At 41.0% G+C, this 18,543-nt stretch carries 15 protein-coding genes, 3 tRNA genes and 1 rRNA gene; 12 read left to right on the forward strand and 7 right to left on the reverse strand.

Annotated features, from left to right (window positions below; all coding sequences use genetic code 11):
• Positions 1-4: 4 nt before the first annotated feature.
• Positions 5-119, forward strand: a 5S ribosomal RNA gene (gene rrf / locus DK924_RS16000).
• Positions 120-379: 260 nt separating this feature from the next.
• Here rrf and DK924_RS16005 read toward each other — a convergent pair.
• The 4 genes from DK924_RS16005 to uvrD are packed head-to-tail and all read right to left on the reverse strand — an operon-like array spanning position 380 to position 6,620.
• Positions 380-1,237: a chemotaxis protein gene (locus tag DK924_RS16005; RefSeq protein ID WP_109875659.1), complete on the reverse strand. Its 858-nt coding sequence runs from the start codon at positions 1,235-1,237 to the stop codon at positions 380-382.
• 56 nt (positions 1,238-1,293) lie between these two features.
• Positions 1,294-2,418 carry an ABC transporter substrate-binding protein gene (locus DK924_RS16010; RefSeq protein ID WP_109875660.1) on the reverse strand — a complete coding sequence of 375 codons (1,125 nt, stop codon included), beginning with the start codon at positions 2,416-2,418 and terminating at the stop codon, positions 1,294-1,296.
• On the reverse strand, positions 2,387-4,477 hold the full coding sequence (locus DK924_RS16015; RefSeq protein WP_109875661.1) for a GNAT family N-acetyltransferase: 2,091 nt from the start codon (positions 4,475-4,477) through the stop codon (positions 2,387-2,389). Before DK924_RS16015 ends, DK924_RS16010 begins: the two co-directional genes overlap by 32 nt.
• The gene (gene uvrD, locus DK924_RS16020; RefSeq protein WP_109875662.1) at positions 4,455-6,620 is read right to left on the reverse strand and encodes a DNA helicase II; all 2,166 of its coding nucleotides are present in this window, start codon (positions 6,618-6,620) and stop codon (positions 4,455-4,457) included. The genes DK924_RS16015 and uvrD overlap by 23 nt, the downstream gene beginning before the upstream one ends.
• Positions 6,621-6,935: 315 nt before the next feature.
• Between uvrD and DK924_RS16025 the strand changes: the two genes are divergently transcribed.
• From DK924_RS16025 to DK924_RS16035, 3 genes are all read left to right on the forward strand, one after another.
• The gene (locus tag DK924_RS16025; protein ID WP_054202800.1) at positions 6,936-7,160 is read left to right on the forward strand and encodes a hypothetical protein; all 225 of its coding nucleotides are present in this window, start codon (positions 6,936-6,938) and stop codon (positions 7,158-7,160) included.
• Between the two features lie 114 nt (positions 7,161-7,274).
• Positions 7,275-7,643, forward strand: coding sequence for a YacL family protein (locus DK924_RS16030; RefSeq protein ID WP_008108271.1), 369 nt, complete (start codon positions 7,275-7,277; stop codon positions 7,641-7,643).
• A gap of 52 nt (positions 7,644-7,695) precedes the next feature.
• Complete coding sequence (locus DK924_RS16035) at positions 7,696-8,319, forward strand: dUTP diphosphatase (RefSeq protein ID WP_008108273.1); 624 nt, start codon at positions 7,696-7,698, stop codon at positions 8,317-8,319.
• Here the strand turns inward: DK924_RS16035 and yrfG are convergent, their stop codons facing one another.
• Positions 8,320-8,967 (reverse strand): GMP/IMP nucleotidase, encoded by a 648-nt coding sequence (yrfG, locus tag DK924_RS16040; RefSeq protein ID WP_109875663.1) that lies wholly within the window; start codon positions 8,965-8,967, stop codon positions 8,320-8,322.
• 264 nt (positions 8,968-9,231) lie between these two features.
• On the opposite strand from yrfG, the gene nudE reads away from it, so the two are divergent.
• From nudE to DK924_RS16075, 7 genes are all read left to right on the forward strand, one after another.
• Positions 9,232-9,804, forward strand: coding sequence for an ADP compounds hydrolase NudE (gene nudE, locus DK924_RS16045; protein WP_181388786.1), 573 nt, complete (start codon positions 9,232-9,234; stop codon positions 9,802-9,804).
• Entirely contained in the window at positions 9,797-10,594 is a 798-nt protein-coding gene (cysQ, locus tag DK924_RS16050) for a 3'(2'),5'-bisphosphate nucleotidase CysQ (protein WP_008108277.1), read from the forward strand. The genes nudE and cysQ overlap by 8 nt, the downstream gene beginning before the upstream one ends.
• 141 nt (positions 10,595-10,735) lie before the next feature.
• Positions 10,736-10,812: transfer RNA gene (locus DK924_RS16055), tRNA-Met, on the forward strand.
• Positions 10,813-10,893: 81 nt separating this feature from the next.
• A tRNA-Met gene (locus DK924_RS16060) sits at positions 10,894-10,970 on the forward strand.
• Positions 10,971-11,037: 67 nt separating this feature from the next.
• Positions 11,038-11,114 (forward strand) — tRNA-Met (locus DK924_RS16065).
• Positions 11,115-11,595: 481 nt separating this feature from the next.
• Positions 11,596-12,210, forward strand: coding sequence for a trimeric intracellular cation channel family protein (locus DK924_RS16070; protein ID WP_008108278.1), 615 nt, complete (start codon positions 11,596-11,598; stop codon positions 12,208-12,210).
• A gap of 300 nt (positions 12,211-12,510) precedes the next feature.
• The gene (locus DK924_RS16075; RefSeq protein WP_109875665.1) at positions 12,511-14,022 is read left to right on the forward strand and encodes a YifB family Mg chelatase-like AAA ATPase; all 1,512 of its coding nucleotides are present in this window, start codon (positions 12,511-12,513) and stop codon (positions 14,020-14,022) included.
• Positions 14,023-14,026: 4 nt separating this feature from the next.
• On the opposite strand, the gene DK924_RS16080 is transcribed toward DK924_RS16075, so the two are convergent.
• Positions 14,027-14,731: a response regulator transcription factor gene (locus tag DK924_RS16080; RefSeq protein WP_008108280.1), complete on the reverse strand. Its 705-nt coding sequence runs from the start codon at positions 14,729-14,731 to the stop codon at positions 14,027-14,029.
• Between the two features lie 165 nt (positions 14,732-14,896).
• The gene (locus DK924_RS16085; protein ID WP_109875666.1) at positions 14,897-17,389 is read right to left on the reverse strand and encodes a S9 family peptidase; all 2,493 of its coding nucleotides are present in this window, start codon (positions 17,387-17,389) and stop codon (positions 14,897-14,899) included.
• 84 nt (positions 17,390-17,473) lie between these two features.
• Here DK924_RS16085 and DK924_RS16090 point away from each other — a divergent pair, with 84 nt between their 5' ends.
• Positions 17,474-18,541, forward strand: a complete 1,068-nt coding sequence (locus DK924_RS16090) for a hemolysin family protein (RefSeq protein ID WP_008108284.1) — start codon at positions 17,474-17,476, stop codon at positions 18,539-18,541.
• The last annotated feature ends 2 nt before the right edge of the window (positions 18,542-18,543 follow it).

Raw genomic sequence — 18,543 nt, forward strand, 5'->3', positions numbered from 1 at the left:
TTTGCTTGGTGACAATAGCGTTTTGGACCCACCTGACCCCATGCCGAACTCAGTAGTGAAACGAAACAGCGCCGATGATAGTGTAGCATTTGTTATGTGAAAGTAGGACATTACCAGGCTCCAAATAGTAGAAAGCCCGATTCGAAAGAGTCGGGCTTTTTTACGTCTGCAGGAAAGTGAAAGTATTAGCCGTCAGCCGTCAGCCGTCAGCCGTCAGCCGTCAGCCGTCAGCCGTCAGCCGTCAGCTGCACAGCGTTAACCTGACCATCGTAGCGAGGGTTGAGTATCTAGAACCCCATGGGCAAAATAGCGCACCGACTCTAAATACAAGCAAGCCCGATTCAAGAGTCGGGCTTTTACGGGTGTAAAGGAAGCATCCTTAAAACAGTCCATAGGCTTCAGTTTCTTGCTCTTGAGCGCTGCTAGCTGGTTCAAGCTCTTTGGGCTTAAATATTGCGCTAGGATCAATAAGTACACTATGTTTATCAGCGAGTTTGATCAGTCCATACATCATGCTTCTTGTTTGGGGGTCAATATCAAAACCAACTTCGGTAAGCTTATCTAGTGGTTTAATATCTTCTTGTTTATATTCAATATTATCTTCAACCTTATCAACTAATAGGCCTACATGAGGGGTCATGCCATCTTTAGTGGTAAACACAATAATAGGTTTATAATCTAAAGTGATTTGTTCTATTGCAGAGTCGAATAAACGCTCTAGGTGAATAAGATCATGTCGCCTTATAATCTCAAGTTGAGTACTAACTTGTTTGCTGTTGCCTTTTTTATATGCATCTATTGCACTGGTCAATTTGTGTAGAAGCGATTTAAACGGATCATCAAAGCGTGACATAGTATTTTTTAATTCATCGTTATCAGTTTTAAACTCTGTATAAAACTGTTCAAAATCAGTAAGCTCATACTGATTCGCCTTTAACGAGCTTTGCGAAACGAGTAGTTCTTGCTCTAATTTATTAAACCAAGCAATTAGTTGTTTTTGCCAAGATTTAAGTTGCTTTAAAGCATCTAAATTACTGCGCTCAGTAGATACTCCATTTAAAATGATTCCAAGATCAAATACTGGGGTTGGGATCCCCATATAATCTTTAACGCCCAAAAAGCTTTTATTGTCGTTAGGTAACACCGTGAGGTTATTATTAAATTGTTCCGTTAATAAGATATCAAGAATCTTAAGTGAAATGGTTTTATAACCCACTTTAAAGTTAATTAAGTCCATAGTTTCCTCACATACTTAGTTTGTATATTAAGGATAGAACAATATTTGGAAGGTACTTATTTATTCACATAATAAGAGCGATATACATTACGCTTATTTTTATTTTTTGTATCAATAAAAAACTTTTTGATTATTTTATCATTTATTAACAGTGAATTAAGCTCTTTCAATAGGCATGAGTGTTTAAGCGGTAATTTGCAGTTTGCTGCTGCCCTACTAAATGCCATCGCATTAATATAACCTTCAAAATGAAGACGGTTGGGTTTTGTAATCTTGTTTGCTTGCATATCGGCCAAAAATTCATTACAAAAATCATCATTACATGTGAGTGGATTAGGAACAATTTCTGTAACCATAATATGTGAGGGTGTGGTTACTTCATCAAATAAGTCAAAGCTAGGTACAAAAGAAACACTGGTATAGTCTGGGGTAAAATTCTTCGCATGTGCACTGTTTATAAATTCACCAAGTGGTGCGTAGGTGCCAACTAAACAGATAGCTGTCACCCCACTGGCTTGTAAGGCATTAAGCGCTGATGCTACATCATGACTATTACGTTGATAACGCGCGACTTTTATAGGCGACAGATCATATTTTGTTAGTTCTTTCCTTAGCCCCGATTCTACGTACAAGCCAAACTCATCTGCTTGAATAAATAGCCCTATCTTTGTATGTTTGCGCTCCTCTACTAAGTATTTAATTTGCTCTGCGGCTTCGTCATTGTAGCTTGCTCTTAAATTAAATATGTTAGCGCGTGATTTATCATGTAGGAAGCTTGCCCCGCTAAAAGGCATTAAGAACGGAATTTTTGATTGCTCTAGTAAAGGTATAATAGCATGGCTGGTTGGGGTGCCCATAGCACCAAACAATGCATCGACTTTGTCGGAATAAATAAAAGTACGGGTATTATTAACGGTTTGTTTTGGTTCGTAATTATCGTTAGCAACTAGAAGTTGTACCTGAGCGCCGTTTATTCCGCCAGCATTATTAACCTTGTTAAAGTAAATGCTACTGCCTTTATACAATTGTTGACCAATATTTTGAGCCGGTCCGCTTAGTGCTGTAGACATGCCAAGTTTAATAACTTTGCTATTATCTTGCTCTGCAAAGGCTAAAGGCTGTCCTAAGCCTATTGCAATGAGGGCAATACTAAGGTGTATTATTATGCGAAGTGCGTTCATACCAGTTATTTACAGCCTTTTTTAATAATATATTAAACGGCTTTATGCCATTCACACCTAACTCGGTTTGGATATTTTTAGGTTTCCAATTTTGTAATACTAGCCTAATAAAAACAGATTGGAAATTATCCTCATCATTTGGCAAGCTAAGAGGAGATGCCCAAAAGCTTCGCCATAGTAAAGGTGTAATATTAAATAGCTGATAGTCACTTGTTAACATAGACTTTAATCTTGATTTATCAGCTATGCTATTGGTATGAGTATTAAAGCGTGAAACAATTTTTGCTACCAGTTTATAATCTAGCTGACTAAAATGGCTGAGCAATTGCAAAGGAAAATCAGCTTCGAACTGGGCTGTTAATTGTTCTAGTAGTTGGTCATTTTTAGTTAAGCTCTTAATAACTAATGCGCTATGTTCACCCGTTGCCTTATCTTTTTGAAAACCCAGCTTAACCAAATTAAAGTCATTATTTTGCCAAAAACTAAGTAATTGCGCATTAGCACCAAAGCTAGCACCAAACCAATCACACTCGTTCTGTAATTGCTGTTCACAGTAATGAAGTAATTGTGTTCCTAGGTGCTTATTGTGCTGCTCTGGGTCAATGGCAATTCGCACCACGCGAGCGCAGTATTGTTTTAATACCTCAGGGTTAAAGCTTAATTGTGCAAGGCTTTGCGCCATTAAGTGCCCTTGAGGGCGGCGCTTACCTTGCACTACTTCATCACTCAACGATGTAGTAAAGCCACCCTCTATCGCTACTAAACACACACCAAGAATATTATCACCTTGTTGACAAACAAATAGGCGTTGCCCAGCGGCATCTAGTAAGTGACGTAAGTCATTCACACTGGTTTGATAATGTGCCAGTGTTAGTAAGCCAACAACTTGATGAAGCAGTGGTTCGTCGTTAGTAAGTTGATTTGCTTGCAGATGCTTAAATTGTAGGGGAGCAGTATTCAAACTAGCGCTGTGATGTTCTGCATCCAAAGCTAAGAGTGTACGAAGGTGCAGCTCTAAAGGATCGTGCTTTGCAAAACGGATTGGCTGCTCAAGACTGATGCTACGCATGTTTTTAAAATGCGTTTTGAGGTAACGAGTAAACTTTAAAATATAACCGCGACCATTACCTTCATAGCCAATCATAGTGCTTGAAAAGACCACGCGAGGATAAAGGTGAAGAATTTTTATGAGAATTGGAACAGGGATTGCTGCTGCTTCATCAATTAATAGCAAATCGCACTGCGGTTGTTCGTTCAGTAGTTGATCAGGCGCCACATAGTGCATGTTTGCAATGTGTTTATCGCCAGCTCGATAATCTATATCAAGCTCACTCGCTAAGTGCTTAAAACTACTGTGCAAAGCACGAAATTGCATAGAGCAAATAAGTATGTTTTTATCGCTGAGTTTACTTGCTGCAATACCTAATGCGGCTGATTTTCCTCTTCCCCGATCTGCATTAATTAATAATGGTCGATTTGCTCGTCCGTTTGCCGTTTTTATTATTAATTCAATACACTGTTGTTGCTCGGTAAAGTCAATTTCACCAGTTGATAGATTCGTATCGGTAATACACTGCCAACCATTTTGCTGGCTAAAATGCAGTAAAGTAGTTTTGCTTAGTAAGTGAGCTAAGCGTTGGTTAAAAAAGCTGTAAGGGTGCATTTGCCCAAAAGATTGAAATAAGGGAAGGGCGTCATCACACCAGTGTTCAAGTTCTTTAAGTTCGGGTAGCAATATAATTAAAAAGCCACCTGCTTGCACAACGCCACTGAGCGCGGCTAGTTTATCTGGCACCAGCCCACTGTAGCCATCGTACACAGCATGGGCGCACTCTTGTCCTAAAATTTGGTGGGTATGCTCTGGCCAATGTGCATTAATTAAATGAGTGCTTTTTGACAGTACAAAAGAAGGGTGCTGCAAATGAGCAAGCAACTGAGTACATTGCTCATAACACCAGTTTTTATCGCCTGTAAGCAGCAACAACTGGCGATGTTTCGCATTCGCTAGTTGTTGCTGTATACGCTCTACAACGTGGTTAAACGGCTTGTAATCTTGCATAAGCTGTTACTAACCACTTACTGCCTAAGTCGTCAAAGTTAACTTGTACGCGAGATTGTGCGCCACTGCCTTCGTAGTTGAGTACGGTGCCAATGCCAAACTTTGCATGCAGCACGCGTTGACCTAAGTTAAATCCGCTTTCTTCAAATGCAGCATGGCTAACCGATGCGCTAAAGCGACCGCCTGCAGGCGGGCGAGATACTTGTGTTTTAATGCGAATTTCTTCTACGCAGTCTTCGGGTATTTCACGTAAAAAGCGCGATGGGCTGTGATATTTCTCTTGGCCATATAAACGGCGGCTTTCGGCATGGCTTATATAGAGCTTATCCATAGCGCGGGTCATACCCACGTAACAAAGACGGCGCTCTTCTTCTAAACGGCCGGTTTCTTCATTACTTTGCTGAGATGGAAACATACCTTCTTCAACACCGACCATAAACACTAAAGGAAACTCCAAACCTTTAGCTGAGTGAAGCGTCATCATTTGTACGGCGTCTTCATGCTCATCGGCTTGGCCTTCGCCAGACTCAAGTGAGGTATAAGCTAAAAAGCCTTGTAGTGGCGAGCTAAACTCTTCCTCTTCAGGGAGTTCATACTGATCGCAGGCACTAATTAATTCTTCTAAGTTTTCTACTCGAGCGCGGCCTTTTTCGCCTTTTTCAGCCTGATACATAGCCATTAACCCTGAGGTTTGAATCGCGTATTTAGCTTGCTCATGCAGCGTTAAGTCACTAATTTTATCTTCAATATGCTCAATAAGTTCGACAAACTTGGCAACCGCTCCTGATGCACGCCCCGATAAATGCTGTTGTTCTACAATGGCTTTAGCGGCATACCAAAGCGGCAAAGATTCAGCGCGAGCGCAGTCACGAATATGGCTTAATGTTTTGTCGCCAATGCCTCGGGCTGGGGTATTAATTACACGCTCAAATGCCGCATCATCTTGGCGGTTACCCACTAAGCGTAAGTATGAGAGGGCATCTTTAATTTCTTGACGTTCGAAGAATCGCATACCACCATAAATTCGGTATTTTAAACCTTCTTGTAGCATCGCTTCTTCAAGCACCCGCGATTGCGCATTACTACGATATAAAATAGCCGCATCTTGTAGTGCGTTCCCCGCATTTAGCCAGCTGCGTAATTTGCTACTCACAAAGCGCGCTTCATCTAGCTCGTTAAAGGCGGCATAAATAGAAATAGGTTCGCCGTCGTTACCGTCAGTCCACAAGCTTTTACCCATACGCTCGGAGTTATTCTGTATAAGTGCATTAGACGCTTTAAGAATAGTGGCAGTCGAGCGATAGTTTTGCTCAAGGCGAATTGTCTCTGCGTCAAAGTCTGTTAAAAAGCGTTTGATATTTTCAATTTTAGCGCCACGCCAACCGTAAATACTTTGGTCATCATCGCCTACAATCATAATACTACTAGTGTCGCCAGCAAGTAATTTTAGCCATGCATACTGAATAGTATTGGTATCTTGAAACTCGTCTACTAGCATGTGTGCAAAGCGCTGCTGATAATGACGCAGCAAGGTTGGGTTGTTTTTAAGAACCTCATAGCTGCGTAGTAATATTTCAGCAAAATCAACTAGGCCCGCTCTATCACAAGCTTCTTGATAGGCGGCGTAAACGCGCAGCATCATTTGCTCATTAATATCGTATGCCTGAATATCTTTAGGGCGTAAAGCTTCATCTTTTTTAGCACTTATGTACCAACCAAACTGTTTAGCAGGCCATTTTTTATCATCAATATTCATCGATTTTAACAAGCGCTTGATCATGCGAAGCTGATCGTCAGAGTCTAAAATTTGAAAGGCTTCAGGTAAATTTGCTTCACGGTGATGCGCCCGTAAAATTCGGTGCGATAAACCATGGAAAGTACCAATCCACATGCCACCAACAGGGGCTTTTAGAGTTTCTTCAACTCTTGAGCGCATCTCTTTAGCGGCTTTATTGGTAAAGGTTACCGCAAAAATACTGTAGGCAGAGGCTTGCTCTACTTGCATTAACCAGGCAATACGATGAACCAATACTCGAGTTTTACCTGAACCTGCTCCTGCTAATACCAGCATGTTTTGTAATGGCGCTGCAACGGCATCGCGTTGTTTATCATTTAAGCCATCGAGTAATTCTGAAACGTCCATCGTTACGCCTTTTTAATCAATAATGAGAGCAGTATAACAGGTGTTTTTGTTAGGCTAAATAAAATACTGTTTTTATAAACAGCTATTTATAAAATAGGTATTTAAGTTGTTGAATAGTGAACAGTATAAACTGAGCAAGTAACTAAAATAGCTATTTAAAATTGCTAATTTGACTTATTTTTGGCAAAAAATACTAAAGCGATAAATTCGTAATAATTTAACTGTATGATTTGTAAGCCTTAATAAATTGGCATAAAGTGTGTAAGTATAAATAATAAGTACAAATACAAAATTAATTAAACTACAGAGGTTAGTATGTCTCAACAAGGTTCTGGCGGAAATGTAATAGCCGCTCTATGTAATATTTTTTTCCCGGGTTTAGGGCAGTTGGTGCAGGGTCGTATTTTATCGGCGCTGGTGTTTGCCATTTTGGTTTTTGGCGGTTACGCGTTATGGTTCTTAGTTGTTCCAGCTATTGTTGGAGCCGTATTCCATTTATGGGCAATTATTGATGCTGCCCGCTATCGCTCAGGCGGTTAGCTATATTGATGATACTGAAATAGCGCCTTGCGGCGCTATTTTTGTATCTGGCTTGCGTTATTCATAACTGACTAGGTTATAATCTGTTGTAATTAGCAGTACTGGAATAAAGTTATGGAATACCAATTTATTCGCGACCCTATTAGTGGGTTAAGAATTAAAATAAGCAGCGAGCATGCGATTATAGGCCGTTGGTTAAATGAAGAAATAGGCAAAGACAAAGTGGCTATGGTGCTGGCGCTTATTAGCTCGGTGAGTTCAAGCTTTGAACCGTTAACACTTAAAGGCCAAGAAATTGACCTGATCCTTTCTAAAGATGAAGCGTTATTTGAAGCGCATGCGCTGCATCAAGATAACGAAGATATATTAGCCTACCAAGATGACGAATTAATGCTTGAAGAGAATGATTTAAGCAGTGGTTGTGGTTTTGAAGACTTTGTTGACCTGATCAACTCATGGCATGAGTTTTCGGCTGGTCGTTAAGTTATATTATCTGTATTATTACCCTAATTATAAATCCAACAGTGGAACCAATATGTCTGCGAATTTAAACAAGCTAGTTGTTATGCTAGAAATGCAAAATGCCATGAATACTAAAGTACATGAGCAATGGTTTAGTCAAGGCTTTGAATGGTATAGAGCTATTTGGGTTGAATGTGCAGAAATGTTAGATCATTACGGTTGGAAATGGTGGAAAAAACAAACTCCAGATACTGAACAAGTGATTTTAGAGCTGGTTGATATTTTTCACTTTGGCTTATCGTTGCGTATTGACGGTGAGACCAGCTATGAGCAAATCGCTACGCAACTACAAGCCGAAATGAGTGCACCACAACAAGGTGATGACTTTAAACAAACGCTTGAATTACTAGCGGCCAGTGCTGTTGCCAATAAAACCTTTGATGCAGCCGCCTTTGCTGGTTGTATGGCGCAAATAGGCATGGATATTGATGATTTATACCGTGGTTATGTAGGTAAAAATACGCTTAACTTTTTCCGCCAAGATCATGGTTACAAAGATGGCAGCTACATTAAAGTATGGCATGGTCAAGAAGATAACGAACACTTAGTAGAAGTAGTTAAAAGCCTTGATACTGAACATGCAGATTTTGCAAAACAGGTATATCAAGGCTTAGTAGCGCGTTACCCAAAAAGCTAATTATATAATAGCGCGGTAGTCGGTTACGCTTAAGTAATCGCTTATATCGTTATGTGGTTGCTGGCTATTAGGGTTAGCAACCGCAAGTAAATGCTCAATGCCGTATTCTCGTGCGGCATGTAATACCGGTAAACTGTCATCTACAAATAAAGTGCGGCGTTTATCAAACTCTAAGTCCTCTTGCACTTTATGCCACAAGCTTTGTTGCTCTTTACTTACTCCATATTCATGAGTCGATACCACCCCGTCTAAATAGTTATCAATAGCGGTATGTTCAAATTTAAGCATTACGCATTCAGGATGGGCATTGGTAAGTAAAATGAGCTCTTTACCTGCTCGTCTAAGTTCAGTTAAAAAATGCGGAACGTCTTCACGAATTTTGATTAAGTGGGCAGACTGGCGCTTTAGTTCGAGAATAGGTAAGTTTAGCTGTGCTTCCCAATAGTCAGAGCAGTACCACTGAATTTTGCCACTCACAGCCTGATAGCGTTTTAAGATATCTGCGCGGGCTTCCTCAAAACTGATATTTTGAGCCAGAGCATGTTGTTGGGGTACAACATTGAGCCAAAATTCAGTGTCGTAATGTAAATCAAGTAAAGTTCCATCCATGTCGAGTAATACAGTATCGATTTTTGACCAGTTGAGCATGATGTATCCTTATGAAAACTACTTTTTGAAATGAATAAGTTGCGATGAAGTAGATTAATGAACTTTGTTAATTGAGTTATTAAGGTATAAATCCGACAATGTTATATTAAGAGCGTATTCGTAGCCTAAAATAAAGAATTAATCTTAGCTAAACCCGAGAATTATTTGCTCAATTAAATTGCTTTTAATTCAAACTGAAACTCGCATCTTATACTCATTTGGGTATATGATTAGTATAACTGCAATGATAGCAAATTGATGCCCATGACACAGAAAAAGCACCCAACACCACCACAAATTCTCAGTAATAATGTTGTCGCTAAAAGTCGCTTATTTACTGTGGAGTCTTTAGAGCTTAAGTTTTCAAATAACGAAGAGCGTCAGTATGAGCGAATTCGCGGCGGTGGTCGTGGAGCCGTTATGATTGTACCTATGACCACTGAAAATGAGTTATTACTGGCTCGTGAGTATTGTGCAGGCACCAATGACTATCAGTTAGGGTTTCCCAAAGGGCTCATTGACCCAGGTGAAACGCCTGAACAGGCTGCAAACAGAGAGCTCAAAGAAGAAATTGGCTTTGGCGCTGAATACTTTAAACCGCTTAAAACGGTCACTATGGCACCGAGCTATTTTAACGCAACCATGCATATTTTGTTTGCTAAAAATTTATATCCTGAAACCTTACTAGGCGATGAGCCTGAGCCCTTAGTGGTTGTGAAATGGCCACTTTCACAGTGGCAGTCGTTATTAGAACAACCTGACTTTACTGAAGCACGTAGTGTTGCGGCTCTGCTATTATTAGATAAGTATTTAGCCTCAGGAGACATTAATGAATAAACTTCTAGAGCCATGTATTGAGCTTGCGCAAAGTGCAGGGGATGCCATTATGTCTTTGTATAAAAAAGACGATATTGGTCAGCAAGAAAAATCAGATAATACGCCAGTAACAAAAGCAGATTTAGCTGCAAATGATGTGCTCGTGGCGGGTTTAAATGCGCTTGCTCCTGACATTCCAATTATGTCAGAAGAAACCCCCATTCCAGCGTTGCAAGATAGACAGCATTGGCAACGTTATTGGTTGCTTGACCCAATGGATGGCACCGGTGAATTTATACTCGAAAGTGGTGACTTTGCCGTTAATATTGCATTGATAGAAAATAACCACCCAGTGCTGGGGGTTATTCATTGGCCAGCAAAGGGCGTGACCTATTATGCAACGGCTAAAAATGGGGCATTTAAGCGTGAAGGTGAGCACGATAAACAAATATTTGTAGCACCGCCCGAGAGTTTAACTTTGGCTGTAAGCCGCCGCCAAAAAATAGAAGCAGTTAGCCAGTATCTAAATGCGCAATTTGCAACGGTGGCTTTAGGTTCGTGTTCACTTAAGGCGTGTATTGTTGCTGAGGGTAAAGCAGATTGTTTTTTAAGAATAGGTCCTACAGGTGAGTGGGATACGGGTGCATCGCAAGTTATTGTTGAAGAAGCGGGCGGCTGTATTACCGACGCTGAATTTAATCCTTTAACGTATAACCAAAGAGAAAGTACAGAAAATCCAGATTTTATTGTTATGGGTCATCCCGACTGGGAGTGGCAAAAAATGATAAATCCACATCAGCGGTTACTGTAAATACCACTGTTTGATGGGTTTTTGTTCACTTAAACGCTTTTAATTAGTAAAACCTTGCATTATAGGTTTATTCCTATATTATAGCGCTCTCTTCGAAACAGGCTTGTGAATAACACAATACTGTTACTAAGAAATTACAGGCGCGGGATGGAGCAGTCTGGTAGCTCGTCGGGCTCATAACCCGAAGGTCGTCGGTTCAAATCCGGCTCCCGCAACCAATTTTTTTAGAAAATTAGGTACTGTAAAAACTCAAGCTTAAGAGTAAAAATTAAGTAGTCGATAGACTTTAAATATACAGGCGCGGGATGGAGCAGCCTGGTAGCTCGTCGGGCTCATAACCCGAAGGTCGTCGGTTCAAATCCGGCTCCCGCAACCAATTTCCTCTAGAGGATTGGAAGCCAAGTTGTAATGTAAGCAACTATAAATAAATCTGCAATTTCAGGCGCGGGATGGAGCAGTCTGGTAGCTCGTCGGGCTCATAACCCGAAGGTCGTCGGTTCAAATCCGGCTCCCGCAACCACTGAAATAAATTGTAAGAATGAATCGACACTCTATACGAATGTTTTTTTATGCCTAAAATTCAGTGAAATGGATAGCTCGTCGGTCTCAGCTCTCCATTAGCCAGCAAAGGTCGTCTATTAAATTCCGGCTTCCGCAACCACTGAAATAACATGTTTTATTAAATCGACACGCTAAAGCGTGTTTTTTTATGCCTGAAATTCAGTGAAGTAAATAGCTCGTCGGTCTCAGCTCTCCATTAGCCAGCAAAGGTCGTCGGTTCGCTCCTTACAAACTCTGGCTCCCGCAACCACTGAAATAACATGTTTTATTAAATCGACAGCCTAAAGCGTGTTTTTTTATGCCTAAAATTCATATTCCCTCACGCTATTTTTAACACGTATACCTGCTGTTCTTTTCTAATTCTACTTTTTGAAAGTGTTATTGCTGAATATTTAGTATGCTATGCACTAAACTCTTTAAAACTTTTTGTAATCAAAATTATGACTGAACTTTATCACTGGTTTGATTTAATAGGTGTGGCGGTATTTGCTATCTCAGGCACCTTGGTAGCCTATGAAAAGAAAATGGATGGCTTTGGTGTAGTTGTACTTGCAACTGTTACGGCTATTGGCGGCGGTACCGTTCGCGATGTGATACTCGACCAGCCCGTATTTTGGTTACACGACCAAAGCTACTTCTACGCTATTTTGGTGGCGGTTCTGGTTACTACACGACTGATCAATAAGCAAAAATCCATTCCATACTATGTATTGCAAACCGCTGACGCGTTTGGCTTAGCCTTTTTTGCGGTCATGGGAGCGCAAAAAGCGCAATTGGCTGGTATGCCAGATATGACGGTTGTGATTATGGCTGTAATAACCCCCTGTTTTGGTGGGCTTATTCGCGACGTGCTTGCCCGCGATATTCCAATGCTGCTTAAAGGTGAGCTGTATGCTATTACCTGTATTGCTGGTGGCATTGTCTATACATTAAGTATCAACCTATCGCTAACGGTGGAAGTGGCAATGATATTAAGTATGTTAATGACCTTATTGCTACGTTTCTCGGCGATTAAATGGAAGATTATATTACATGTTTTTAAATATCCTGACTAAACTGTGTAAATACAGCTGTTAACTAGGGCCTGTTGACCTTTGCGGATTAAAGTTTGTTCAAACTAGGGGCGATTTAATCGCGGCGCGAGGTTTGTAACCTAGTGGACTAAGTGAAAACCGAGCAACAAAGAGTAAATCGCCCCTAGGCAGAACCCTTCGGGCAGCGCCTGTTTGGCATTAATGCTGCGTTATCGCCTATTTATGGGGAGTAACCACACGACATAGGCTCTGCCTTGCCTAAATACCAAACAGACTGCTGCAAATTTAACCTTGAAAGGTCAGCAGACCCTAGGATAAGGAATGTCGTTAGCCCGTATATTTTCTCGCGCGCAGGTGGGGATAAACGCCCCCGAGGTGATGGTTGAAGTACATTTAGGGAATGGTTTACCCGCCTTTCATATCGTCGGCTTACCTGAGGCGTCGGTTAAAGAGGCCAAGGATAGAGTACGTAGTGCTCTAGAAAACTCGCAATTTGGATTTCCCGATCAGCGTATTACCGTTAATTTAGCACCTGCCGATCTTCCTAAGGATGGAGGGCGATTTGACCTTGCGATTGCGGTAGGTATTTTGGTCGCATCGGGACAAATAGTTTGCCCTGATATTCACAAGTATGAATTTTACGGTGAGCTTGCACTTAATGGTGAAATACGTGCTGTAAATGCCATTTTGCCTTCAGTGCTTGGTGCTAAAGAGCAAAATCGTTGCTGTTTTCTGCCTCTTGAAAACGACAGTTTGGCCAGCCTTGTCAGTGGTGTAAAACGAAAAGCCGTCAGTTCTATTCAAGAGGTATGGGGAGACTTGCTCAATCAACAACCTTTACCGCTTAACATTGCCTACCCTGATTGCACCCAAGCGCCAGATTTTTTACTCGATTTAAGCGATGTAAAAGGCCAACCTGGTGCTAAACGTGTATTAGAAATTGCCGCTGCTGGTGGGCATAATTTACTATTTTTAGGTCCACCAGGGACCGGAAAATCAATGCTTGCACAACGAATGGCCACAATAATGCCAACCATGTCTGATGATGAAGCCATTGATACTGCTGCTTTATATTCAATTATTGGCCACTCAATTGATTTAACCAATTGGCGTCAGCGACCGTTTCGCAATCCGCATCATACCTGTTCTGCAGTAGCGCTAGTGGGTGGTTCGTCTAACCCTAAACCCGGTGAAATATCGTTAGCGCATAACGGTGTGTTGTTTTTAGATGAGCTCCCTGAATTTGAGCGTAAAGTGCTAGACTCGCTACGCGAGCCAATGGAAACCGGAACAGTGACGATTTCGCGCGCGGCCAGACAAATGGAATTTCCAGCGCAGTTTCAGCTTATTGCAGCACTTAATCCCAGTCCGACAGGGTGTCATCATGATAAACGGGCGACACCCGATCAGGTAATGCGCTATTTATCGCGAGTATCGGGGCCGTTTATTGACAGAATTGATTTGCAAATTGAACTACCAAGGTTGAGCAGCGTGGAGCTACAAAGTACAACTACAGAAGAAACCAGTGCTGAGGTGAGGGCACGAGTAGAAGCCGCTTATGTAGTTCAGCTTAAACGCCAAGGTAAAGTAAATGCGCGGTTAAATAACAAAGAGATGAACTTGCACTGTGAGTTACCACCTGCAGAGCTGCAGTTTTTAGCCAGAGCCAGTGAAAAGCTGGCGCTATCGCCGCGCTCTTATCATAGAGTAATCAAAGTGGCGCGAACTATTAGTGATTTAAAAGGTGCGCCACAAATCAGTTTAAATGAGCTTAAAGAAGCGCTTAATTATCGGGCATTTGAGCGTTTATTATCGCAGTTAACCCAACACTAAGGCTTTAAATTGAAAGCATATAGCCTTTACCGCGAACAGTGACAATACGTTTTTGATCTTTCTCATCGTTCAGCTTTTTACGTAAACGACCCACTAACACGTCTACTGTGCGATCGTTGGGGCTCCAATCGGGCTGGCCAATTTCTTCTGATATTTTTTCACGGGAAGTCGCTTTACCAGCATTACCAATCAAACAAATAAGCACTTTGTGTTCTGCTTCAGTCAGTCGTGATTCAATCCCACTGGCTGTAATAAGGGTGCGATTATCTGGATGAAGCTTAAAATCGGCGTATTCAATAAACTCTTCACTGTCATCGTCGCTGTGATTATTGGCAACTCGTTTGTATAGGGCGCGCATTCTTAGCTCAAGCTCAAGTAAATCTACCGGCTTGCAAATATAGTCATCGGCACCTTGAGCAAGGCCTGCAATTCGATCGGCTTGTGAGTCACGACTCGATAATAAGATAACGCCAATATCGGTGAGCGTATTTAGCTCTTTGGCAAGTTGTAAACCGTCGCGTTTTGGTAGCACAATATCAATTATTGCCAAGGAAATAGTATTGCGCTGACTTACGCGGCTTTTAACAACATTTAACGCATCGGCCCCGGTGGGGTCAACGTCAATAGAAAACTCGGTATTTATAAAATGATTTTGGATGCGCTTTACGAGTAATTCGTCATCTTCAACCAATAAAACATTAATTGCCATAGTCTGTTATTTTTTTAGTTTCAGCTTTGTATATTAGCATCATTGATGGCCTGTATAACACAGAGAACGTTGTTTTTCGGTAACATTATATTACGAATTGGTCTAATAACATTACTTTTGTAATGCGCACTTTTCACTTGAGCGACAAAGTGCGCATTATGGTTACTAATCTTTATACATTGAATCCCACCATTGTGGTTCATTTTTTAACTTTTTGTCAAAGTAAGCCAACATGGTGTTCCACCAATTAAATCGCTTATCGCGCGCAAATATTTGGTGATCCGCTCCTTTGTACTCTATCATTTCAACGTCTTTATTAAGCAGTTTTAGTGCGGTATACATAGTTAAGCTTTCGCCCACAGGCACATTGGTATCACTGTCACCATGAATAAGCAGTAATGGTGTGGTTACTTTATCAGCATGGAATACAGGGCTATGCTGGCTGTAAAGTTGAGGATTATTCCACGGAAAGCTATTTTTTGAGGCTTCGCCTGAGTATAAATAACCCCACCATCCTTCACCCCAGTATGACGTTAAGTTTGAAATACCGGCATGCGCAATAGATGCGCTAAACATATCGGTTTTGGTGGCAAGCAGCATAGTCATAAAGCCACCATAAGATGCACCAAGATTACCTACTTTACTACTGTCTACAAAATCATATTTAGCTAAAAATGCCTCTGTGCCTTGCATAATGTCATCGGCGGTATAGTCGCCCCAAGCATTTACATGTTGTGCTGAAAAAGTTTGCCCAAAACCCGTTGCGCCGGTTGGTTGTACAACATAAACCACATACCCGTTTGCTGCCCATAAGTTAAAAGGATAGCGGCCCGTAAACCCGCGTGTTACTGGTGAGGTGCCACCATAATAATAAACAAGAGCAGGATACTTCTTGGCTTTATCAAAATTGCTTGGCAGATAAACACGGCCAGAGATTTCTACGCCACGCTTATTGGTAAAGTTAAATTCTTCAAGCGCAGGAATAGTCGTATTGGCATATGCAATCGGGTTTGAATCCCAAATGAGCTCTACCTTGTTTTTACTTACGTCTAAGCGCTTGAGTTGTTGAGCGCTCGACGCATTGCTGCCACTAATTAATAACTGGGCATTGCGCGTATTTGAAAAGCTAAATTGCTGCACAATATCAAAACCTGTATTTAACTTTTTAAAGCGCTGTTTACTCAGGTCAAATAAATACAGTGGTTGGGTATCTTTTTCTGTCACTTTGATTAGCGCATCACCATTGCTTAGTACTTCTAATGTGCCAATTGCAGGGTCAAACTGTTTGCTTAACGCCGTTACTTTTTTGGCATTATCAGTTAGTAAGTACAGCTGGCCATCGTAATTATTAGCCAGCATGTTCTTTGGTAATGTTCTGCCTGCACCATTCTTAAAATCAGGGCCTGCAACAACATAAATATTGTTTGCGGCATATTTAGCTTGATTAAAGGTTTTAAACTTACCTAATGATTTTATGCTGTTGGATTTTAATGTAAGTTCAACCAACTCAGTCTCTGGGTGAGTTGAGGCTTGCATCGCCATTACTGGACGACTTATTAATAGCTTTCCACGGTTGCTGTTAGCATCTTCAAGTTGATGACTCAATACGCCTTCGGTCAGAGCTTTGGTTAGACCACTGTTGGTATCGAGTAAATATAATTGGCTAACCGTACGGGCATATGACCAACGATCTTGAAGACCTTTATGGTGCTTGGTTAGGCTGTTATTTTCTTCTGGCGATTTTGACCAACTAAATATAATACTGCTGTCGTTATAAAAGTTGAAATTACTTGCGCCTTCAAGGCCAGAAGCTAAAGTTTTAATTGTTAAGTTTTTACGGTTTAGTTGCTTTAATTCACCGTTTAGTAAATAAACTAAAAATTGGTTATTAGGGCTCCAAATGAACTGACTTGGCTGGGCTGCTTCAAATCGGTATACCGTTTGGTTATTAGTATTTTTAAGCTCGGTTGTGGTAATGGCGTCGTTGCCGGTTTTATCACTATAGTGCTTGGTTGTACTTAAGTAATGTTTGGCATCAGGCGACAAAGAGAGGGCACTAATCGTGGGGGCGTCAAACAATTGCTTAGCCGATAAGCGCTTGGTTTTATTTGTCGTTAGGGTCACGACGTCAGTTTCTGCTTTTGGCACAAACTCTAAGCTAACATCATTCCAATTAGCAACCTGTTGAGCGATGACGAGCACGGTATGTGAGCCGTTATTTAAAGCAAGCTGATAGCGTTGGTTTTCACCAGTTTGCTTCTCACCATTGATAAAAACCTGACCTTGCTCTATTCCTTTAATGTTTAAGGAACCTTGTGTAAATCGGTTAGTTTCCAAATTAAATTTAAGAGCTTGTAAACCGCCTAAAGTAAGCGCGTTAATTTTATCAAGTGGTTGCCACTTGTGTTTTTTACCAAATACAACAAAGCTTTCTGTATTTAATTTAAGTTGTGCAATTAGATTATTTATAATCACATCGCTATGGGGTGTTTGAAATGGCTTAGCTTGCATATCTTCTGCAAGCGGACCAATAAATTGGATTTTTGATTGATCGAGTGGGGCGGCTAAGGTCGTTAAACTCAGACTACTTAATGTTAGTAGGGTTGCTAAGTAAGTAAAACGTTTTGCGTAACGATGCCAAGGTGCGCTTAAATTCATTGTTATGCCTATTATTATTGGGTATTTGGCCAAATATAGCATGTATTGTTATGATGCTCATATATCCAATATAGAGGAAAAAAAGTGACACTATTAATCATTTACATGGTTACAGCGATTGTGATTTCGTTTTTGTGTTCAATAATGGAGGCGGTGCTATTAAGCATTTCGCCTAGTTATGTTGCATTGCTGCGCAAAGAGCGTCCAGTGCTGGCGAAGCAGCTTGAAAAGCTAAAAAGTAATATTGATCAGCCATTAGCGGCTATTTTAACGCTTAATACAGTTGCCCATACTGCTGGTGCCGCAGGGGTAGGTGCACAAGCCGCCGTTGTATTCTCAGATGCTGCAGTGGGGATTGCATCTGCAATTATGACTTTATTGGTACTGGTGTTATCTGAGATTATTCCAAAAACCTTGGGTGCCAATTATTGGCGTGCTTTAACACCGAGTGTGACTTATGGTTTACGTATTTTGGTGTTAGTACTTAAGCCGTTTGTATGGGCTGCACAAAAGCTAACCAATTTGATGGGGCAAAAGCATAATGAGGCCTATTATATTCGCCAAGAAATAGAAGCGATGGCCGATATTGGCAGTGAGTCAGGGGCACTTCATGCTGATGAATCAGAGATTATCCGCAACTTACTGCACTTTAGACATGCAAAACTAACCGATTTAATGACTCCGCGTACGGTTATTTTTAAAATTCATAAAGACCTTACTGTAAATCAGTACTTAAGTGAACATGGCTCTTCCTCATTCTCTCGCGTGCTAATTTACGACAAAGATGCTGACGATATCATAGGGTTTGTTCATAAAAACGACATTATGTTGGCATACCACCGCTTGGGTACAGACTACAAAATTAGTAAGCTGGTTAAGCCTATTTATACTGTACCGAGTACGCAAAACGTGTCGTCGTTATTACAAACATTGCTTACTAAGCGTACCCATATTTGTTTAGTGATCGATGAATACGGTGATGTACAAGGAATTGTAACCCTAGAAGATATGATCGAAGCGTTAATGGGTTTAGAAATTGTTGATGAGCGAGATCAATCTACCAACATGCGTGCCGTGGCTAAGCAACGTTGGCATCAACGTTTAGCTGATAGTGAACATATCGTCAGCGCCGACGATAACGAACCTCGTTAGGA

It is taken from the genome of Pseudoalteromonas sp. meg-B1 (assembly GCF_003173795.1).
GTDB classification, from domain to species: domain Bacteria; phylum Pseudomonadota; class Gammaproteobacteria; order Enterobacterales; family Alteromonadaceae; genus Pseudoalteromonas; species Pseudoalteromonas undina.